This is a genomic window from Bacillus massilinigeriensis (assembly GCF_900111815.1).
Taxonomy (GTDB): Bacteria; Bacillota; Bacilli; order Bacillales; family Cytobacillaceae; genus Mesobacillus_C; species Mesobacillus_C mediterraneensis.
Window position 1 is genome coordinate 1,411,530 of the sequence record NZ_LT630004.1, and the last position, 20,452, is coordinate 1,431,981.

General features: G+C 39.4%; 16 protein-coding genes and 1 riboswitch. Of the genes, 9 read left to right on the forward strand and 7 right to left on the reverse strand.

The window, feature by feature from the left end; genetic code table 11:
* Position 1: 1 nt before the first annotated feature.
* Positions 2 to 1,006 (reverse strand): sensor histidine kinase, encoded by a 1,005-nt coding sequence (locus tag BQ5796_RS07420; RefSeq protein WP_071459654.1) that lies wholly within the window; start codon positions 1,004 to 1,006, stop codon positions 2 to 4.
* Positions 999 to 1,694 (reverse strand): response regulator transcription factor, encoded by a 696-nt coding sequence (locus tag BQ5796_RS07425; protein ID WP_071459655.1) that lies wholly within the window; start codon positions 1,692 to 1,694, stop codon positions 999 to 1,001. Before BQ5796_RS07425 ends, BQ5796_RS07420 begins: the two co-directional genes overlap by 8 nt.
* A 141-nt stretch (positions 1,695 to 1,835) precedes the next feature.
* Between BQ5796_RS07425 and BQ5796_RS07430 the strand changes: the two genes are divergently transcribed.
* From BQ5796_RS07430 to BQ5796_RS07445, 4 genes are all read left to right on the forward strand, one after another.
* Positions 1,836 to 2,117 (forward strand): hypothetical protein, encoded by a 282-nt coding sequence (locus tag BQ5796_RS07430; protein WP_071459656.1) that lies wholly within the window; start codon positions 1,836 to 1,838, stop codon positions 2,115 to 2,117.
* Between the two features lie 189 nt (positions 2,118 to 2,306).
* Positions 2,307 to 3,107 carry a zinc transporter ZupT gene (gene zupT, locus BQ5796_RS07435; protein WP_071459657.1) on the forward strand — a complete coding sequence of 267 codons (801 nt, stop codon included), beginning with the start codon at positions 2,307 to 2,309 and terminating at the stop codon, positions 3,105 to 3,107.
* Between the two features lie 409 nt (positions 3,108 to 3,516).
* Complete coding sequence (locus BQ5796_RS07440; RefSeq protein WP_071459658.1) at positions 3,517 to 4,467, forward strand: M20/M25/M40 family metallo-hydrolase; 951 nt, start codon at positions 3,517 to 3,519, stop codon at positions 4,465 to 4,467.
* A 124-nt stretch (positions 4,468 to 4,591) separates the two neighbouring features.
* A complete protein-coding gene (locus BQ5796_RS07445) occupies positions 4,592 to 5,968 on the forward strand; it encodes an MATE family efflux transporter (RefSeq protein WP_071459659.1) in 1,377 nt (458 codons plus the stop codon).
* A gap of 175 nt (positions 5,969 to 6,143) precedes the next feature.
* On the opposite strand, the gene BQ5796_RS07450 is transcribed toward BQ5796_RS07445, so the two are convergent.
* Positions 6,144 to 6,581: a hypothetical protein gene (locus BQ5796_RS07450; RefSeq protein WP_071459660.1), complete on the reverse strand. Its 438-nt coding sequence runs from the start codon at positions 6,579 to 6,581 to the stop codon at positions 6,144 to 6,146.
* Between the two features lie 10 nt (positions 6,582 to 6,591).
* On the reverse strand, positions 6,592 to 6,942 hold the full coding sequence (locus tag BQ5796_RS07455; protein WP_071459661.1) for an ASCH domain-containing protein: 351 nt from the start codon (positions 6,940 to 6,942) through the stop codon (positions 6,592 to 6,594).
* Positions 6,943 to 7,153: 211 nt separating this feature from the next.
* On the opposite strand from BQ5796_RS07455, the gene BQ5796_RS07460 reads away from it, so the two are divergent.
* On the forward strand, positions 7,154 to 8,191 hold the full coding sequence (locus BQ5796_RS07460; protein WP_071459662.1) for an STAS domain-containing protein: 1,038 nt from the start codon (positions 7,154 to 7,156) through the stop codon (positions 8,189 to 8,191).
* Positions 8,192 to 8,344: 153 nt separating this feature from the next.
* Here the strand turns inward: BQ5796_RS07460 and BQ5796_RS07465 are convergent, their stop codons facing one another.
* Both BQ5796_RS07465 and BQ5796_RS07470 read right to left on the reverse strand, forming a co-directional pair.
* Positions 8,345 to 9,631, reverse strand: coding sequence for an MFS transporter (locus BQ5796_RS07465; protein ID WP_071459663.1), 1,287 nt, complete (start codon positions 9,629 to 9,631; stop codon positions 8,345 to 8,347).
* Positions 9,632 to 9,658: 27 nt separating this feature from the next.
* On the reverse strand, positions 9,659 to 10,960 hold the full coding sequence (locus BQ5796_RS07470) for an alkaline phosphatase family protein (protein WP_071459664.1): 1,302 nt from the start codon (positions 10,958 to 10,960) through the stop codon (positions 9,659 to 9,661).
* A 344-nt stretch (positions 10,961 to 11,304) separates the two neighbouring features.
* Between BQ5796_RS07470 and BQ5796_RS07475 the strand changes: the two genes are divergently transcribed.
* From BQ5796_RS07475 to BQ5796_RS07490, 4 genes are read left to right on the forward strand one after another with little or no spacing between them, the layout of a single operon-like run.
* Positions 11,305 to 12,804, forward strand: coding sequence for a TIGR02677 family protein (locus BQ5796_RS07475; protein WP_071459665.1), 1,500 nt, complete (start codon positions 11,305 to 11,307; stop codon positions 12,802 to 12,804).
* Positions 12,804 to 13,961 carry a TIGR02678 family protein gene (locus tag BQ5796_RS07480; protein ID WP_071459666.1) on the forward strand — a complete coding sequence of 386 codons (1,158 nt, stop codon included), beginning with the start codon at positions 12,804 to 12,806 and terminating at the stop codon, positions 13,959 to 13,961. Before BQ5796_RS07475 ends, BQ5796_RS07480 begins: the two co-directional genes overlap by 1 nt.
* On the forward strand, positions 13,958 to 18,091 hold the full coding sequence (locus tag BQ5796_RS07485; protein WP_071459667.1) for a TIGR02680 family protein: 4,134 nt from the start codon (positions 13,958 to 13,960) through the stop codon (positions 18,089 to 18,091). The genes BQ5796_RS07480 and BQ5796_RS07485 overlap by 4 nt, the downstream gene beginning before the upstream one ends.
* Before the next feature lie 11 nt (positions 18,092 to 18,102).
* On the forward strand, positions 18,103 to 19,410 hold the full coding sequence (locus BQ5796_RS07490) for a TIGR02679 family protein (protein ID WP_071459668.1): 1,308 nt from the start codon (positions 18,103 to 18,105) through the stop codon (positions 19,408 to 19,410).
* Positions 19,411 to 19,452: 42 nt separating this feature from the next.
* Here the strand turns inward: BQ5796_RS07490 and modA are convergent, their stop codons facing one another.
* The gene (gene modA, locus BQ5796_RS07495) at positions 19,453 to 20,217 is read right to left on the reverse strand and encodes a molybdate ABC transporter substrate-binding protein (RefSeq protein WP_071461197.1); all 765 of its coding nucleotides are present in this window, start codon (positions 20,215 to 20,217) and stop codon (positions 19,453 to 19,455) included.
* A gap of 190 nt (positions 20,218 to 20,407) precedes the next feature.
* Positions 20,408 to 20,450: riboswitch (PreQ1 riboswitch) on the forward strand.
* Positions 20,451 to 20,452: the final 2 nt, after the last annotated feature.

Below are 20,452 nucleotides of genomic sequence, written 5' to 3' on the forward strand. Positions count from 1 at the left end.
GTCACATGCTTGTTATCCTAGCGAATTCATTTCTTCGGGGAAAATGGAGGGTGAATTTGGAACCTTCACCTACTTTGGAGGCAACCCTAATCCTAATCAATAGGGGTTGTGCGGCTTGCATTGCAAGATAAAGTCCCATTCCTGTTGCCGCACTATCCTTCCTGCTGGCAGTAGAGGTGAAGCCTTTATCAAAAATGCGTGAAAGATCTTTCCCCTCTATTCCTCTTCCAAAATCAGTTATTGATAATATAACTGCTTCATCGTTTACACTACTCTCAATGAGAATATCGTCTGATTCACTATATTTCACCGCATTCGCCATTAATTGGCGAACGATAAATGCCAACCATTTTGCATCCGTCACAACTTGCTTAGCCTCTAGCTGAATGTGGAAGCCAATCCCTTTTTGCATGCACCATGATTGAAGCGTTTTTATTTCTTTAAAAAGGAGTTCCTTTAGATTTACCTTTTCAATATAAAGGTCATTCTCCATAAAAGGAATTCGTTTTTGATGAAGTTGCTGATCCAATAACAAATGGATACGAAGCCATTCATATGTGAGTCCCGACTTTAATTCTTGGTCTTCTAACCTATCTATCATTAAGCGCATTGCAGTAAGGGGAGTTTTAATTTCATGTATCCATGAAAGTAAGTCATCCTTTTCCTGTTGTAATGCAAACTTATTCTTCGATATAGTATTGACGAGATAATAAGTTTGCTGATCAATGCTTTCGCTGACAATTTGTTCAAAAGGGCTGTGACCTTTCGGAAGGTTTGTAAGATCTAGCTCGTTTTCCCATTCTTTTAAGGAACGATAGAACGCGGACTCTTTTCCATACCTAAAAGCGAGAAAGCAAGTAAAGATGATCAAGGATAAAAATATAACATATAATATGGGCTTCAGCGGGATTTCGTTATCTAACCATGAAACGAGAATAAGCAAAGTGTGCAAGATAAGGATAAGAATAATCCAGCTAGCACGTTCCCGCAAAAATACTTTAATCATGGTAAGCTTCCTCTTCAACAGCGATATAGCCTTGGCCAACCTTCGTTTCAATGAACTTGCCAAGATGAATGTCTTCAAGCTTTTTTCTCAACCGGTTCACGTTAACTGTAAGGGTGTTATCACTAACGAAGTGTTCGTCTTGCCAAAGGCTTTCAATCAGGGATTGCCTGCTGACAATCTTGTTTTTCTGTGAGATTAACTGCTTTAGTATGTACATTTCATTTTTCGTTAGTTCCACAGTACCCTGTTCATTTGTTATTGTGTTATTATCATCGTTGACTGTTGCTCCACACCACGTTTTTAATTTGGCAGGCTCACTGCTGTAATCGTACACTCTGCGAAGAACAGCATGGATTTTTGCAATTAGCACATCGAAGTGGAATGGCTTCTGGATAAAATCATCTCCGCCTAGCTGCATACTCATTACCATGTCGGTTGGATGGTCTCGCGAGGATAGAAAAAGAATAGGTACACTTGATTGTGCTCGAATCATTCTGCACCAATGAAAGCCATCGTATCGGGGAAGCTGGATATCAATAATAACAAGGTCTGGAGAGATATCTGCAAACTCTGCTAGTACATTGCTGAAGTCATGTATTCCGTATACACTATATGACCATTGAGTTAGTCTTTCTTTTATTTCTGCAAATAGGGTAGCATCGTCTTCTATCAATAAAATTTTAAACAATTATCTCACCGCTTTTTTTCTGTTCTGTTCTTATTGTATACCAATTGCCCCTTTCGTCGCGAGGAAAAGAAGAGCATTTGCGGGACATAACATTTTTCGATAGCTTACAAAATACCCTTTAAGAGGGAAAGGGGGAAATATATGCTCATTTCACAGCAATATATTATTATTGAAAGATTTATAAAAGACAATTGCCAAAGGACAGTTGAGTTAAGGTCAGAACTAAAGCTTTACCATGACAGGATTGTCAGCAAAAGCGAGCATTTCCTTTTGGCAGATATTCTGGATATGAGCTACAAACCTTTTTCTAGTGAGCAATGCTTGTTGTATTTCCATACTGTTCGAGGAGTCTACTCCTTTCACTTAACTTCAAAGCCAATCCATTTTATAAAAATTTTTCGTGAATTGAAGACGGGAGAATAAAAGGATAGAAGTCAGTAAAATCATTATGTAAACTGTAGTTAGTTTTAATTGGTGATGTATAGGGAATTAAAAACCGCACAATCAACTTTCTTCCCTTATATGCATAACATGTTGCATGATTATTAGAGCTTGGTGTGTATTTTTGCAGCTTTAAAGGTAAATGGTGTTTTGATGAAGGAGATGAAAGGGATGGACCAGACGATATTGCTGGCCTTCGGTTTAACTTTGATGGCTGGCTTGGCAACCGGGATTGGAAGCATGCTCGCTTTTTTTACATCGACAACGAACAAGAAATTTTTATCGCTAGCCTTAGGGTTTTCAGCAGGAGTCATGATATATGTTTCGATGGTTGAAATTTTTTCAAAAGCGAAAAGCGCACTTGTCGATGCTATGGGAAACCATCTTGGCAATTGGATGACAGTCGCTGGGTTTTTTGCTGGAATGGTCTTAATTGCACTAATAGATAAATTCATTCCAAAAAGCAGCAATCCCCATGAAATTAAGACAGTGGAAGAAATGAACAGCCCTGCACATGATATGGAACTGCTTAAAATGGGGACATTTACAGCGCTAGCAATCGGAATTCACAATTTTCCTGAGGGTATTGCAACGTTCACTTCTGCGCTGCAGGATCCAAAGCTCGGTATCGCGATTGCTGTTGCCATTGCTATCCATAATATACCGGAAGGAATCGCAGTTTCCGTGCCGGTTTATTTTGCGACAGGAGACAAGAAACGTGCGTTTAAACTTTCGTTTCTCTCAGGTCTTGCTGAACCAATTGGCGCATTAGTGGCATACTTCCTCTTAATGCCTTTTCTGAACGATATAATGTTTGGTTTTATTTTTGCGGCTGTTGCCGGAATTATGGTATTCATATCACTTGATGAATTGCTCCCAGCTGCAAAAAAATATGATGAAAGCCACATGTCAATTTACGGTGTGGTTAGTGGTATGGTAGTAATGGCAATTAGTTTATTGCTGTTTATATAACGAGAGTCTTTAGGAACGTTAGTGTTTAAAGGAGAAACTCCAAGCGGTATAAAATGGAGGTTGAGGACATAGACAACAAAAAAAGCTGGTCTAATTCCGAACATAGAACTAGACCAGCTTTTTAATTTTGGTTCATAAGAAAATGAAAAAAAGCAGCTATTTATTTTCCTTGATAGGCAGGCGAGGGTACTTTTATTATGCCTTCCATGTCACTAAGCCTAGAGGCTGCCCTTTAAGCACGCATCTATTAAGAATGTTAAATAAAGAGCAAATAAAATGATAAATCCAGAGAAATTTGTGAACATTCAGGTAAATATTCTTTTATGAAGCTAGCTATTTATTGGAGTTACTGACTAATGATGATAAAATGAAAGCGTAAGGCATCTACAATGATAGGAGGATGAAGTCAATGAAAAAGTGGAAAGCATTATTGCTGGCTGGTGCTCTCATAATGTCTGGCGGCTTTGCTACCGGCGCAAAAGCAGCACCTCAGAATCATCCTGGTGAATTGGCCTACAAGCATGTGGAGGTATTGACGGAGGGAATCGGTCCACGGGTGGCAGGATCGGAAAACGAGGCGAAAGCTCGTGCGTACATAGCTGCTGAACTGAACAAGCTAGGGATGAACTCTAAAGTCCAGCCCTTCCAGTATACTCGGAAAAGCGTTGTGAAGTCTTCCGCCAATATTTTTGCATTAAAAGATTCAAAGAAAACGAACAAGCAGATTATTGTCGGTACACACTATGATTCTGTTAAAACAGGTAAAGGGGCTGACGATAATGCTTCGAGCGTTGGAGTCATTCTTGAGACAGCAAAGAAGCTGCAACACCGTACCCTTCCTTATGATGTGAAATTTATCTTTTTTGGAGCAGAGGAAGAAGGACTGCAAGGCTCTTCCTTTTATGTATCCCAAATGAACCATAACGAACGGAAGAACACTGTTGCCATGATTAATCTTGATAGTCTCCTTGCCGGAGATAATATCTATGTATATGGAGGAGAGCAAGATAGTTGGATTCGCGATTTAGCCTTAAGTATTGCTGGCAAAAAGAAAATACCACTGGAGACTAACCCTGGGTTGAACCCTGAATATCCTGCAGGTACGACTGGTGACTGGAGTGATCATGCACCTTTCAAGAAGGCCGGAATTCCCGTTGCTTATCTAGAAGCGACGAACTGGGAAATTGGAGACCTTGACGGCTATACTCAAACCGTGAACCATGGAGCAATTTGGCATACAGATAACGATAATCTTTCATTCCTGAACAAAGCTTTCCCTGGAAGGCCAAAGGAAAGGCTTTACCAATTTACTACCATCATGACCGAGCTTCTGACAGATATGAAGCATGAACTAAGATAATATAAGGCATAAAAGGGATTCCATTCGTTGGGTTCCTTTTTTTTAAGCAGAAAGGGAGGTAAAAGGCAATTAGAAGGAGTATAATGTTTAGTTAATTAACTATCGTCACAGGGGAGTACATAATATGTATCAAACTTTTACGCTAAAAGAAAAAATAAAACTGATTCTTGTCATGCTTGTTCCTATTTTAATCACACAGCTTGGCATGTTTGCTATGGTGTTTTTCAACACAATTATGTCAGGAAAGTACGGACCTTCTGATCTAGCGGGTGTAGCAATTGGCACTTCTGTTTGGAATCCAATATTTACAGGGTTGAGCGGTATTTTGCTTGCCGTTTCACCGATTTGCGCTCAAAAGTATGGAGAAAAAAAGGATAAGGAAGCAGCTTCCGTACTGGCCCATGGGATTTTGCTTGCTTTAGCCCTTGCTGCTGTTGTTATCATACTAGGGACTTTTTTGCTTGACCCTATTCTGAATGCCATGGAGCTTCCTGCAAGTGTACACAGCACAGCACGAGGATACTTAATTGGGCTAAGTATTGGAGTAGTGCCGCTATTTATTTTCAATGTGCTAAGGTCGTTCATTTACGCACTAGGAAAAACAAGAGTGGTTATGATTATTCTGCTTTCATCATTACCAATCAATTTCTTCTTTAATTATTGCCTGATTTTTGGCAAGCTGGGACTGCCCGAGATGGGTGGTGCGGGGGCCGGCTATGCCACGTCGGTTACATACTGGGTAATTGCAGGGTTTACCGCCTTTATCGTCAAAACGCAAAACCCGTTTTCGAGATATGCTTCACAGCGATATTTTAAGAAGATTTCTGTAACAAGAGTGAAAGAAATTCTCCATATTGGCATTCCAATGGGGTTATCTGTCTTTTTCGAAACGAGTATGTTTGCGGTTGTTACTATTCTATTAAGTAAATTCAGCGTCACAACAATTGCGGCATACCAATCCGCACTAAACATCGTTTCTTTCCTTTATATGGTACCAATGAGTATTTCGATGGCCCAAACTGTACTAGTTGGCTATGAAGTGGGGGCGAAAAGGTATAGAGATGCGAAAAACTACAGCTGGCTTGGGATTTACCTTGCTATTATCATTGCTGTATTCGCAGGCATTTTGATTGTAATTTTCCGTTTTGATATTGCAGGATTTTATTCAAACAAAGAGGCAGTCATTAGCTTGACAGGAGAGTTTTTGATATATGCACTGTTTTTTATGATTGCGGATGCGATTCAGGCAACCGCCCTAGCTGCTTTAAGAGGATATAAGGATGTCAATCTGGCATTTATCATGACGCTAATTGCCTACTGGCTCATTTGTCTCCCAGCAGGACACGTTTTAGCTCATTACACCCAGCTTGGAGCCAAAGGCTATTGGATTGGCTTGACTTTGGGCTTGTTTGCAGCAGCAATCGCCCTCTCCATTAGACTACTTTATATTCAAAAGAGAAAGTTTATACCAATAGAGAAAGAGGAAGGCAGCATTGCCTAGCTGTCTTCCTTTTTCTTTAAGTTTCATTAAACATGCAAAAGTTCAAGAATCCAAAAAAACTTGCAATTGTCTTAGATCCATTTTTTATCATCCTCAATATGTAGTATAGATAAACAAAAAAAACACCGTCGTATTATTATGACATCGGTGTTTGATTGCTACAAGAATGTATGCTTCAAAAAGTTGGCTTTATAACCATAAACCAGAGCATGAGAGATAACAGCATAATATATATCCAGGTGGATCGTATGAGCGAAGTAATAAGGAGGTTTTTGTCTACGGCGGGATCATGAAACTTTTTCAGCTTTGGTGTAAATGCTCTTGCCAAAAAGAAAATGGAAGAGAACATGACAAGAAGCGTCATCACAATCCAAGGTGTACTCCATTTCCATGGGCCTAAATAGATGAGGAGTACACCTGTTCCTACAAGGACATGTCCGGCATGTTTTGTCAGCCGGACTGAAAAATGGAAAATTTTTAGAAGGAAGGTTGTTTCCTTACCTTCAGCATGACGAAGGTTTCCGCCGATATAAAGCAGGACAAAGAACGGTCCAATGGAAACGATCACACTTAGTACATGCAAGTACACGAGGCTAGCATACAGATGATCCATTGCTTTTCCATCAATCTTCTACAGGGCTGAATTCATGTACCCAAACTCTCATTTGCGGAAGCCATGGCATACCAGGATGATAGGAGAGAATAGTTTGTTTATAGTCCTCAATCGATTCAAAGCCTTCCATTCTCGCGTGTTCGTCAGTCAATTCCCCAAGTGACTGGGAATATACCTGATCCACACGGAATTTTTTGTCTTTCAATACCATTATTTCTCCAATATCTGCATAGCGACCATTTCTTCTAGCAGCTGTTTTTTTCCCTGACAATACTTTTTCAACATCTTCCGGCACGGTCACAAGTTTTTCAATCGTACATGTTTTTGGTGGTAAACTGCTATGCTCTTGTTTATCTGCCATTTTTACATCCCCTTTCATCTTTTACACTCTACAAATGTAACATAATTAGAAACAGGAATAAACAAAAGTGCTGTACATGATTCATTTCAATTGCTATTCGTAAAGTTTTGTTAAGTATCGAATTCTGTGAGAATCTGTTAAAATAGAACTGGTTTTCATATATTGCAGAGTATGTCATACGATTCTTATTACAAAAAGAGGGTGAACTCCAATGGATGATAGAATCAGTAAAAGTATTCCCGGGACGCAATTCAGCTGGGATATAAAAAGTGGCGAATTAATTTATGAAGGAGCAGGGGCAACCCTCTTTTGGATAGAAACAACATTAAAAAGTATTTTTGAAACTCTTGAAGAGCTAACAGGTAGTGAGGAAATTAAAGTTGTCATGCAAACTGCCGGCTTCAGAACAGGAAAAATCGTCGGAGAAGGAGTCTATTCGAACGATAACATTGAAGAAGTGGTCAATGAACTGCCGCATACATACGAGGTGGCAGGCTGGGGGAAAATCGCAATTGAGGAACTTTGTTTAGAAAACAAGCGTATTCGTTTAAAACTTGAAAACACATGGGAGACAAGGCTTATTCTTGCACAAGTAAAAGAAAAACCGTCAAGGAATAGACCGAGTTATTTTATCCCTGGCCATATGGCTGGTGTCTTCACTATTCTTTTCAACGAAAATATGTGGTATAAAAATTTGAAATGCCAAAGTCAAGGTGACGATTTTTGTTTGCTAGAGATTGCTCCAACTAGGGAGAATCCTGACCAAAATATTGTTCAGTTATTGCATAGCCGTCAGCAGATGGAAATATTAAAGCTCGAAGCAATGGTAGAAGACAGAACGAGGGAACTCGTGGGACTAATTAAGGATTTATCTTCTCCTATCATACCAATTTTTAATAATACGGTTGTTATTCCGCTCATCGGAAAGTTTGATGAACGGCGAGCAGGTGAATTGACGGAAAAAATACTTGATGGGATTATGAAATATAAGGCATCGTACCTTTTGTTAGATGTCACTGCCATAAATGAAATCGATGAATTTACCGTTTCAGTCCTGCAAAATGTAACTTGTGCTGTGCGTCTTTTAGGTGCATCAACCTTCCTCGTAGGCGTATCTCCAGAGCTTAGCATGCAAATGGTAAATAACTCTTTTTCGTTTACAGAAATCAAAAGCTTTACAACATTGCAGCACGGATTGATGTATACGTTAGCCATCGAGGGTCTAGCCATCAAGTCTGATGCTGAATAAAAGAGAAAAAAACAAAAAAGCTCGTGATATTACGAGCTTTTTTTGTTTGTCTTTTCGTTCATTCTCCGTTGTAATTATTTCACTAGGCTTTTTTCTGCTATAAATCTAATAAGAGGAAGAGATTGGCTTAAAATGATCTCATCTTCTTATTATTTAAAGTGCGGTATGATTTGTTGTGGGAACAGCAGGTATTACATCTGGGTCAGGGACTTTCATAAGTATAGCTAGCCCGATAATAAACAGGATGATTAAGCTGAATACACCGCTGCTGGAATGACCCGTAAACTGCGCAGTTAGCCCGACGAGAAGGGGGCCCATGATGGATGCGAACTTTCCGAAAATATTATAAAAGCCAAAGAACTCATTAGAATTCTTTTTTGGAACAAGTTTTGCAAAATAAGACCGGCTTAGCGCTTGAATGCCACCTTGTGAAGAAGCGACAAGCATTGCAAGAATCCAAAAGTCGAGCGTTGTCTTCATAAAATATGCATATAAGCAGACAAACATATATACGATGATGCCGACATAAAGCATTTTTTTGCAGCTAAAACGTTCGGCGAGCTTACCATATAGTATTGCAAACGGAGCAGCAACCACTTGGGTAGCGAACAAAATGATAAGAAGACTTGTAGCGCTGATGCCTAGGTCGGTTCCGTAGGCGGTAGACATTGTAATAATCGTGCCGACACCATCGATATAAAAGAAATAAGCTAGGAGGAATAGAAACAATGACCGGTATTTTCTAATCTCCTTCAATGTATTGCCAAGGCGCTTAAAACTTTGCTGAACAGGACGCGGCTCTGGCTTGATATAATATTTTTGTTTTACATTTCTCAACATTGGAAGCGTAAAGATGCCCCACCATGCTGCTGTGATTAAAAACGCAATTTTGCTGGCTCCAGCTGTGTCAATTGGCAGTTTCCCTGTCTGGGCAAGGATAATGATGCCGATGCTGATTAGAAAAGGGATGGTGCTGCCAATATATCCAAGTGAGAAGCCTTTGGACGATACCATGTCCATTCTCCGGTCAGTGGTCACATCGACGAGGAAAGCATCATAAAATACATTTGAGCCTGACGAACCAAGGACAGTAAATGTATAGATTACTAGCAATATAACCCACTGTTCCACTGGAAGCAATGCTAGCATTGCAGTACTAGAAACGCCTAGCAATACAAAGAATCTGAAAAAGCGCATTTTTTTATGCTCATAATCCGCGATGGTGCCGAGAACTGGACCAAGCATTGCAAGGATAAAGGTAGCGATTGCGATTGTATAACCAAGATAGGCTGTAGAATCAGCTGCTCTTACTCCGGCTTCAGTTGCAGATGATTTGTAGAATAGCGGAAATATAGCAGTTGAAATGATGATAGAGTAGGCTGAATTCCCCCAATCATAGAACATCCAGCTTTTTTCTTCCTTTGTTAATCGTTGTTTCATTTCGACTCTCCCCAATCCCCTAATGAGTTAAATAAAAAATCCTTCCTGTACGGTTCCGTCTGTTTCCCCAAGGTTAAGTCCCAGCAATCTTGCAAATGTAGGCCCTTCATCCACAAGGCGCATGGAGGGAAGGATTTTATTCTTGGCTATTCCGCTTCCTGACAGTATTAGAACCGTTTGGTAATCAGGTTTATCTGGAGAATAGCCGTGGGAAGCCCATGTATATTTTTTTGAATCTACATCCTTTTGAGTGATGGTATCGATATAATCACCTTCATAAGACTCAGAGAAATAAAAACCAAGACTCGCTTCCAGCATAAGTGATGCATTTGGGTCTGCTCCTTTTTCAGAAGCTTCTTCTCTAGTTAGAACTCGTTCAATGCCATTGCTTCCATCCTGAGATAAGACCTTAAAATGTTCTAACAACCTGGAATCTAGCCTGCTATCATCATTCTTTGCATAAATATATGCTGATCCATCACAGCTTTTGCAATAAGCAGCCCAATTACTAACGTTTCCCTTTGCATTCACTTCAAGAAGGCCCATTTCTTTTAAAATGGTATTTGGCTTCACAGCCTTACACTCATCAAGCGCACTATGGTCGCCGAGAGCTGCGATGGTAGTTTGTTCCTTCAAACCGCTGACCTCTACCGCTTCAAGAATTTTGCCAAGTCTTTCGTCATGCCTGCGGAGAGCAGCTTTTGCTTCATTGGATGAGACTCCATGATAATGCCTTTGCGTATCAAGGTCTGTGAAGTGGACTAGCATAAGGTTTGGCTTTTTAGCTTTTATGGTATACGCGGCTGATTCAAGAACAAAATCATCAAGATGCGGCTGTTGCAACCCCTTCCGAAGCTTTCCGAATCTTCGGTTCATTTCAAGCTGATAAAAGAAGCTCCCGTTAAATAACGATACTGGAATTTGATGGTGATAGCTCCTGTTCGCAAAGATTTCTGGCATATGATAGTCGATATCTCCTTTTGCGGTAACAGGCCAAAGAAATGCAGCGGTTTTTAGTCCGGCTTTTTTTGCCTCGTCGTAAAGCGTAGTTCCCTCTATATGATGCCGGTGCCAGTACCAATCAGGTGAACTCTTGCCAGGCTGGAGCAAGGTGTTGCTTGTAATTCCATGCCGCTTAGGATAATTCCCTGTTACAATGCTTGTATGGCAAGGATATGTAAGAGAAGGGTAGATGGTTTCGACATTTTTGCAGGTTGTCCCGGTTTGCATAAGCCTGCGAAAATTTGGAAGTTCCTCTAATATTGGTATATCATGGGAAGAAAGGCAGTCGAACGATAGTAGAATTAAATATTGAGTAGTTGCTTTCATATATTGCCTCCCGCGTTTTTTCTCTTTTTAATAAATATATCAGTTGTTTTCATCCTAAAGAGGATTATAAGGGAATTTTAAAGAAATTTAACAGTTGAATGCTCAGGCACATGGGGAAGCACTGTTTTCATTCCAGATAATTTAAAATTTATAGAGAGGGGGAGGAGAATGAAAAAAGGAGGAATCGCCGGATTCCTTGCTGGAATTTGATTTATGGTTTGTATTATTTTCCTGACTTTTTAGAATGCTAGATATGATATAATGTAGTTACCTCTAACTATCTTCCTATTATATTAATACCTTTCCCTTCATCTGTAATCAAAACTAATTAGAAGTGGTGTTATATGGACCATACTATATTTAAGCCCATCGTTGAAGCAAGCTATCTTACGGTTGAAAATGCCTGGCGATACCGGGCGCTTTTGCGTTTTTTTTATGAGCAGCATGAAAAAATGCGGCAATACCTTTTTCCTGAAGAAGTTTTAGCACATGTAAAAAAGCATGATGCTTTTCGTATGTACACACAGGAAATGCTTCAGCAAGATTTAGATCAACTCGTGAAATGGAAAAACTTGATTGCCCGTCAAGAAACCGGTAAGGTACGGACAATAGAAGAATTTAAGAAAAAGAGATTTCGTTATCAGTGCAGCCCTTATACCGTTGAGATTGAGCGGATGGTTCAATCGCTGGAACGCATGGGTGATTCATTTGGCGGATCGCTAGAGAAGACGTTGTTCGATCGATTATATGAAACCTTAAACAAAGTATACTTGTCGATGGAAAATGGACAGGTTTCTTCCATGAGCGATGAGGATTGCTATCGATTATGGGATGATGTCTTTGTTTATTTTAAAAAACTAATTCAAAACTCCGCTGATTACATTGCTTATATCAATAGTGAAAACATTGAGGAAAAGATGATGACCGAATCGTTTCTTACATATAAGGATGCATTTACAGAGTATCTTCGAGATTTTATTATATCTCTCCAACAGACATCTTTGCACATCGAACAACTATTGAAGGAAATGAATGAATCCCGTTTAAGCTTCGTCATGGATAAGACTGCCAACTATCTTTTCAATGTCCCGCGATTGGACGAGATAGATTCTTCTTTAGAAGAAGTGAAAGCTGATTTACGTGAAAACTGGAGTAGCCTGCGTCTCTGGTTCCTAGGTCAAGGAAGTGAAGAAAGTGAATTATTAAGACTTCAATCCAAAACCAATGAAACGATTAGAAGGATGACTAGATTTGCCCAGCGTCTTGGCGAGAGACATCATCATTTACGGAGCAGGAGAAAGGATTACTTACATCTTGCATCATGGTTTTCGAATATGGAAACAATGGAAGAAGCTCACAAATTATCATCCGCAGTTTTTGGAGTTTTTCACACAAAACATCTATTTACAGAAGAAAAAACAACAGAAGATATTTATAGAGATATTTGGGACGAATCTCCGACCGAAATTATCATTAAACCAAGAATCAGACAATACAAAGAAAAAACAAGAAGTAGTGTGATAGAGGATTTTTCTCTTGAGAAAGAAATAGCTCTCAGTGAGCATATGAACCAAAAAGATAAGGAAATGGAAGAGGTCATGAAATATGTTATGGACGGGAAAATTGTATTTAAGGATTTGCCAGTAATCGAACCAAGTGTCCGAAAAACGCTCCTTCTTTGGATTGGTAAAGCGATGGCTAACAAAACAAGAATGATAAAAACAGAGATCGGTCAGGTCATCAAAGTTATCGAGCGAAGCGGATCCTTTATTGAACTAAGGGCAACAGACGGTTATCTTCAAATGCCTGATTATGAAATTGTCTTTGTGGACGGTGATGTGTGATGGAAGAGAAGGAATTCGACGAGAAAGCAAAAGAAGCACTGGAATTGCTTTTTGATAACTTCTGGATTCTCCGTGAAAAGGACGCAGAAAACTATCAGCTTATTCGAGAAAGGGAAGGAATGCTTCGGCGCTATATTTCCGAAAAGTTTGGTTTTAGGTTCATTATTCATCAGCACTTTATTAAGATGGAAAAAATCCCTGTTGAGCCAGAGAGTTGGATGGGGGTACAGGAATTTACTTTACCAATGGACTATGCTTTATTTTGTTGTCTTTTGGCTTTCCTGGAAAACAAAATGGTTGATGAACAATTCCTTCTTTCAGAATTATGCGAGGAAATAATTTCTGTTTACCCTGGAGTCGTTCCCCTCGACTGGACTAATTACAATCATAGAAAATCATTAATTCGAGTACTTCAAACAGCAAAGGATTATGGCGTGATAAAAGTAATTGATGGAGATATCCATCAGTTCAGTCAAAATGATGAGCAGGAAGTATTGTATGAAGTACCACTGATATCCCGTTATTTTATGCGTTCTTATCCGAAGGATTTGTTTCAATTTGGAAGCTTAGAACAGCTGTTGGAGGAGGAATGGAAATCACCTCGCAGTGAATCGCGACGCCATCGTGTATACCGCAAGCTTTTTCTTTCTCCGTCACTCCTGCGCGATTCCACTGATGATGCCGATTTTAATTATTTAAGAAATTTTCGAAACAGAATAAGGGAAGATATTGAAAAGCATACGGGATACAAGTTTGAGCTATACAAAAATACTGCCCTATTAACTGTAAATGAACGGAGAGGAAAGTTAACGCTTTTCCCTGATCAAAGAGCAGTGATGGATGTTATCCTTCAGGTTGCAGGGATTATGAGAGAACGGCATGTTGAGTTTCCTCGAGATGAATTAGGTCGGGTTTATATGACTGCTGCTGATTTTGATAGAATACTTGAAGAAGCGAGAGAAGCATACAGCATAGGATGGGGAAAAGCATTACGGGAAAGCTCACAAACATCGCTTTTCCATGAAATATATTCAACAATGGTGGAATGGAGATTAGCAGCAAAGGAAAAAGACACAGGGAGACTTATTCTCTTCCCATTATTGGCTCGTACGGTTGGAATCTATCCTAAAGACTTTCAGGGAGGAACACACTCATGAAGGTAAACAAATGGAAAATGAATAGGGCAGGGCTTGTGAACTTTTGGTACTATGATGAAGAAACTTTTTCTTTTTCCAATGGCAAATTACTCTTAAGGGGAAGCAATGGATCCGGTAAATCAGTAACAATGCAAAGTTTCCTTCCTGTTTTGCTGGACGGAAAGAAGAGCCCTGAACGACTTGACCCATTTGGTTCAAGGGCGAGAAGGATGGAAGATTACTTGCTTGGCGAGGCCGATGTTACTGGGAGAGATGAAAGAACAGGATATTTATTTATAGAATACAAGCGAGAAGATACAAATCAGTATGTGACTACTGGAATAGGGTTAAAGGCAAAGAGGCATAAATCTATCGATTTTTGGGGTTTTATCATCACAGATCAAAGGCGAATCGGGCATGACATAAGCTTGACCAAAGAAACACGAAATGCCGGGATGACTCAACGTATACCTCTTTCAAAGAAAGAACTAGAGGACCGGATTGGTGATGGTGGAAGGATTGTTTCTTCCCAAAAAGAATACATGGATCTTGTTAACAAACATGTTTTCGGTTTTGAGTCACTTGAAGCTTATGATGATTTAATCAAGTTACTGATACAGCTCCGTAGTCCAAAGCTTTCCAAAGACTTTAAACCAACCGTTATTTACGGAATTCTCGAAGGATCATTGCCCGAAATAGGCGATGAAGAGCTCAGACCATTATCTGAGACGATAGAAAATATGGATCAAACACGTGATCAATTGGACCAACTTCAGCGTGATAAAGAGAGCATTAATTTACTTTGTCGTTTTTATAAGCAATACAATGATTATTTCTTGGCAGAGAAAGCACTTGAGTTCCAAAATTCCGTACAGGATTTTCAAAATAAAGTAGTGGAACAAGCTGCCTTATCGGGAAAAATAGAAGATATGAAAGTGGAATATCAGAAAGTTGTAAAACTAACACAAGAATTGGAAAACGAGAAGGAAGTTCTTGAAGAGTCAAAACACCAGCTTCAGCAACATGAGGTATTTAATGCAGAGCAAGAGAAACACTCTACAGAACAACGTATTGTTGAATGGCAAAAGGAATATAGGCAAAAAAGGGAGAATGCAGATTTAAAGCTAAAAAAAGAAAGAGAATTAAAATCAGAACTGCAAACTTATAAGGATACATTGCTTCAAGAGGAACAAAAAATTGCTGAAATTCTTGATGAACTTTCCGAGGAAAGTGAAGCTTCTTTTTTTACAGCACATGATCAAAATGCAACTGATTTCAAACGGGGACAAAGCCAAAAGTTTGAGTTTGCAGTTTGGAGGAAAGAAGCGGATTATCATCGCGCAACTCTTAGAAAAATTCTCGATCAATGGCAGGATTATAATAGAGAACAGCTACGATTTGAAGATACAAGCAGGTATTTTGCAGATTCTCAGAAGCGTTTGGATGAATCTAGACGCAACCGTGATAAGTGGCGTGCTTTATTTGAAGAAGAGCGAGAAGTCCTTCTTGAGTCCTTTCATTCATGGAATGAAAAGTACCGGCCCTTTTTTTCATCCAACAAAGAAGAACTACAACAATTATCTCAATATATCACCAACCTTTATCAACCGTTCACATACCAGGATATTCACACGGTAATTTCTTCAAAATACCACGAGAAACAAAAGCAATTTTCGGAGGAAGAAATACATGTAAAGAATAGTATTTTGAAGGCAACTGAAGAAATCGATCATTTAATGAACGAACTTCATGAGTGGAGAGAAAGAAAAGACCCTGAGCCAACCAGGCACCCACTTACGATGGAAGCTAGAAGATTGATGGTGCAAAATGGAATTGATTTTTTGCCGCTTTATAAAGCGGTCGATTTTAAGGAAGATGTGACCGACGAAACGAGGGAGCGGATTGAGTCAGCGCTGTTGGATGCAGGGTTATTGGATGCTTTAATTACACATCAGGAAAGTAATGTATTTCATGATAAAATACTCAAGCCTGCAAAGCAAGAGGCAAAACGATCATTACTTCGTTTTTTAACTCCTGATGTTCCCGATTCTTCGAACATTTCGGAGAAAAGAATAAGAGCAATACTGACATCTATCGAGTATAGCGAAAAAGTAAGTGAACAGACGGAAAGCCATACAGTGATTCGTTCGAATGGACGTTACCAAATTGGTCCAATTGAGGGTCACGCACCGAATAGAGAACACGCTGTTTTTATAGGTAGTAGGGCAAGAGAAAGGTTTAGAGAAAATCGAATCAATGAGTTAACCGAGAATGTTGCCCAATTAGATGCATACCTTGATACATTAAGACATTCCCTGAAAACAATCAAAACACAAACAGAAAAATTGAAGGATGGTTTTACAAGCTTCCCTAGTGATGAACATGTCCTTGAAGCCTTCCAAGTATGGCAAAATACTATAAGGGTTGTTCAAGAAGATGAAAAAGAAGTCGAACTCCGTAATGAAGCAATGAAGAAAGCATTGATTTCCTGGGAGGTAGCTCGGAAGCAACTTTTGAACTTGACAAAGGGAATGGCAGTTGAGTTTACTGAATCAGCTTACAAGAAGGCATACAGTGCTTTTGATGAATATCAATCGTTTTTAACAAAGCTTCAGTTTAGCTATACAGCAAGCAAGGAAGTCCAGCGACATATTCAATCATGCCAGGATAGAATAATTGAAATGCAAGAGGACCTGGATCTCCTTGATGGAGATATGAATGTATTAGAAAGCCGAATTGAACGAGAATACTTAAGGCTGAAAAAACTTGAAGATCAACTAATAGAATTAGGTGCTGAAGAGATTAGGCGTAAGATTAATGAGACAGTCGGAAGGCTTAAGGAAATTGAATTAAGATTGCCGAAAGTCATTAGGGAAGGTGCTAAATTACAAGCAGAAATGGAGAGTTGTGAGAATCATTATAGGAAGCAAGCAAGATTGCTCGTTTATTATGAATCGTTAGTCTCCTTGTGGAGAGAAGCATTCCTAGAAGAATGGAAATTCGACAAAGATCAGGAGTTAACGGATACGTGCCCAGAAGAACTTGCTGAGAAGTTAGTGAAAGAGTTCAGTGGATTACTTAAGAAAGAAACAAGAGAATCTGTAGGAGCAAAACTTACCCAAGCTTTTTATAGCCAACAGCAAGTGCTTGTGGAGTACAGGTTGTCGGAAGAAACAAGAAGGGTTGAAACCCTTTCTTTCCCTGATATGCGGGATATTCCGGAAGATATTGCATTTAAGTTTCAGTCTTTTGGTGAAAGAAGGAATCGAACTGTTTTATTAATGGAGTTTAAAGGTCAAAGGGTAAGTCCGTTTTACGTAATGGGAGAAATTGAGAAAGACATATTACTGCAAAAAGATGTTCTTAATGAAACAGATAAAGAACTTTATGAGGAAATTATTTTAAATAGTGTTGGAAGAATCATCAGGGGAAAAATCCAACGTGCGGAACGATGGGTGAAAAAAATCAATGCACTGATGGAGAAACGTGATAGCTCCTCTGGGCTAACGTTCTCTATCAAATGGAGACCAAGAACCGCAGATGCTGAAGAAGAAATGGATACAAAGGATCTTGTCGATTTATTACGCACAGACCCACGCCTTTTAAAAGAGGAGGATATGAATCGGGTGACTGGCCACTTCCGCTCGAAAATCAGCAGGGCAAGGGAATTATCTGCATCCTCAGGATTTGGGACAACACTTCATCAAGTAATTAAGGAAATCTTGGATTATCGTAAGTGGTTCGGTTTCACACTTTATTACAAGCGGGAAAGGGAGAATAAACGAGAGCTTACCAACCATGTCTTTTTCACATTTAGTGGTGGGGAAAAGGCAATGGCAATGTATATACCGCTTTTTTCAGCAGTCTATTCGCGCTATCAGGAAGCAAGCAATGATGCACCGTTTATTATCACATTAGATGAAGCGTTTGCTGGAGTGGACGAGAATAATATTCGGGATATGTTTGGGCTTGTAGAAGAGCTCCAGTTTAATTATATTATGAACTCGCAAGCGCTTTGGGGAGACTATGAAACCGTATCATCACTATCGATTTGCGAACTGATTCGCCCTAAGAATGCACCATATGTGTCTGTCGTTCGCTATATATGGAATGGTGTTGTTCGTATGCTTCATACAGAGGAATTATCATAGGAGCGTTGTCAATGGAAGTATTATCGCTCGTTGCTTATATTAAATCAGAAAAAGGATTGAACCGATTGTTCTCCAAGTTGACGAAACGCTATAAACAGCTAGGGAGAATTGGAGGAAGCGTCAAGCTAGACCATTTGGATGATGAGGAAAGGGAATCACTTGCGGGTTTTTTCGGTAAAGATTTTTCCAACAAAACTAGTGCGACTATTTCATTTGTTTCCGTTGAAAAAGCCTTGAGTAAAACACGATATTCACTCATACCAGTAGAGACCATCCTGAATGTATTCGAAGGGAAAGCATTGGTACCTAACAGAGTGATGAAAGAGAAAGAAGCAGAAAAGAAAGCTAAGTTCTTTTTGGAATTAAGTGAACAGGACGCTGCTTCGCAGCAATGGATTAAGTTTATTGCGCAAAAAGGGCAAGGTGCGAGAGTTTTCCATAATCTGTATGATAGAGATCCTCAACAGCTAAAGAATATTATCCTTACAGTAGGAAAAGCAGTTTCTGCTTTGCCAAAAGGACATCATTACGTAAGACTTCCTGTTTTTGCGCAGCGCTTAACGAAAGATCCACATGCTTTTGATTTGGATACAGAACAAGGCAAGGCTTTGTTGCACCGTCTCCAGTTTATCCAAAAAGAGCAAGGGACTATCCAAAATATTAGGACCAATTTGAATGCGGAAGAAGCGAATGTTGTCCTTCATTCCTTTCGGATTTTTCGAGATGACATGTTGAACTATGTTACTGTATCAGGTCTTATAGGATATACAGAAAAAGGACCGCATCCTGTTTGGGAGGCAGCTGCTGAAAGTGATTGTGCGTTGAATTTCCCCTTGCGTGAAATTGCAAAACTATATCGTTGCAAACCAGTAGTGGGTCGAAATATTTTTATTGTGGAGAACTCGGGAGTATTTTCTTCCCTTTTGGATCATTGGTCGATGCCTTTTCCGCCACCGCTTATTTGTACGAATGGGCAGTTGAAGCTTGCGGCACTATGGCTTATCGATATAGTATCGAAAGAAAATAATGTCATACATTATTCAGGAGATCATGATCCTGAAGGACTCCTCATTGCGCAGAAACTGAAGAAGCGGGCGCCCGATAGAGTCAGGCTATGGCGTTATTCCATTGAAGATTACCTACGTTGCCGCTCCAATAAAGAAATTCCTCTGGAGAGAATTGCAGGTCTTAATGCAATTGATTTGGAAGGATTATTTCAGGTGAAAGAGGCTTTAGAGAAGTATCAATACGCAGGTTATCAGGAAGAATTGATCGATACGCTGCTCGATGATATGGAGCGAAGTTTCCTTGAAAACTAGTGAGAATATAAAAGCCCCGGAACATGTCCCGGGGCTTATTCTCTATTTGCTTCTTACAAAGCCGTATTTCCCAAATATTTTCATGGAGTTTTCCGATTGCAAAAATTCGTAAAAGCTATTTGCTTCTTTTTGGTGTTTGCTGGATTTAATGATACCAACAGGATAAACGATTGGACTATGAGTTCTTTCTTCAGCCACTGCAGCAATCTTTACTTTATTGGATACAAGAGCATCTGTCTTATAAACAACTCCCGCATCCACGCTGTTTGTTTCTACATACGTAAGTACTTGGCGAACGTCTTTCCCTTGAACTAATTTATCATGGTCATTAAGCTGCTTCCAAATCTTCATTGTTTCCAACGTTTCTTTTGCATACTGTCCTGCCGGTACACTTTCAGGGAATCCGATGGCAACTCTTTTAACTGCAGGCAGTTCTTCAAAACTAATAGCAGATTGTTTATCATCAATAGGTACAACTAATACTAGATTGTTATGAAGTAAATCAATTTCTTTGGATATCATTCCATCCTGTTTCAACTTTTCAAACTTATCTTTAGCCGCGGAGAAAAACAAATCAACTGGCGCTCCTTGAGATATTTGCTGTTGTAGACCTCCAGAAGCACCATAGTTAAAGGTAATCTTTACGTCTGGATGTTTTCGTTCGTATTTGTCCGCAATTTCATTTAGTGAATCCTGTAGGCTTGCTGCAGCAGACACCGTCAGTTCCACTTTATTTTTTTCTTGTTTTGCCTCGTTCTTCACATTACCATCATTACATGCTGATAGTATGATCAAGAGAATGATCATGATTAGGGGAAGTGGGGGTTTTAGTATTTTCACTATGTCACTGCCTTTCTTTTTAGCTAATCCAATTATAGCAAATTCCGATAAGGCAGCATGGATTAAACTGCTTTCATAAATTTGTCAAGGTGCTTCCTTTATATTTTCCTAAGTACCTTTCATCGGTTTGTGCTATAATGCTATTTGTTATGAGTGCTATATAGAGGTTCTAGCTACCCTCTCTAAAAAACTAAGAAAAAAC

Bases quoted from the DNA above. Each gene is read 5' to 3' on its own strand.
- BQ5796_RS07430 (WP_071459656.1), top strand. From the start codon at position 1,836: ATGCTCATTTCACAGCAATATATTATTATTGAAAGATTTATAAAAGAC.
- BQ5796_RS07475 (WP_071459665.1), top strand. From the start codon at position 11,305: ATGGACCATACTATATTTAAGCCCATCGTTGAAGCAAGCTATCTTACG.
- BQ5796_RS07485 (WP_071459667.1), top strand. From the start codon at position 13,958: ATGAAGGTAAACAAATGGAAAATGAATAGGGCAGGGCTTGTGAACTTT.
- BQ5796_RS07490 (WP_071459668.1), top strand. From the start codon at position 18,103: ATGGAAGTATTATCGCTCGTTGCTTATATTAAATCAGAAAAAGGATTG.
- BQ5796_RS07440 (WP_071459658.1), top strand. From the start codon at position 3,517: ATGAAAAAGTGGAAAGCATTATTGCTGGCTGGTGCTCTCATAATGTCT.
- modA (WP_071461197.1), bottom strand. From the start codon at position 20,217: ATGATCATTCTCTTGATCATACTATCAGCATGTAATGATGGTAATGTG.
- BQ5796_RS07470 (WP_071459664.1), bottom strand. From the start codon at position 10,960: ATGAAAGCAACTACTCAATATTTAATTCTACTATCGTTCGACTGCCTT.
- BQ5796_RS07465 (WP_071459663.1), bottom strand. From the start codon at position 9,631: ATGAAACAACGATTAACAAAGGAAGAAAAAAGCTGGATGTTCTATGAT.
- BQ5796_RS07460 (WP_071459662.1), top strand. From the start codon at position 7,154: ATGGATGATAGAATCAGTAAAAGTATTCCCGGGACGCAATTCAGCTGG.
- zupT (WP_071459657.1), top strand. From the start codon at position 2,307: ATGGACCAGACGATATTGCTGGCCTTCGGTTTAACTTTGATGGCTGGC.
- BQ5796_RS07455 (WP_071459661.1), bottom strand. From the start codon at position 6,942: ATGGCAGATAAACAAGAGCATAGCAGTTTACCACCAAAAACATGTACG.
- BQ5796_RS07445 (WP_071459659.1), top strand. From the start codon at position 4,592: ATGTATCAAACTTTTACGCTAAAAGAAAAAATAAAACTGATTCTTGTC.
- BQ5796_RS07450 (WP_071459660.1), bottom strand. From the start codon at position 6,581: ATGGATCATCTGTATGCTAGCCTCGTGTACTTGCATGTACTAAGTGTG.
- BQ5796_RS07420 (WP_071459654.1), bottom strand. From the start codon at position 1,006: ATGATTAAAGTATTTTTGCGGGAACGTGCTAGCTGGATTATTCTTATC.
- BQ5796_RS07480 (WP_071459666.1), top strand. From the start codon at position 12,804: ATGGAAGAGAAGGAATTCGACGAGAAAGCAAAAGAAGCACTGGAATTG.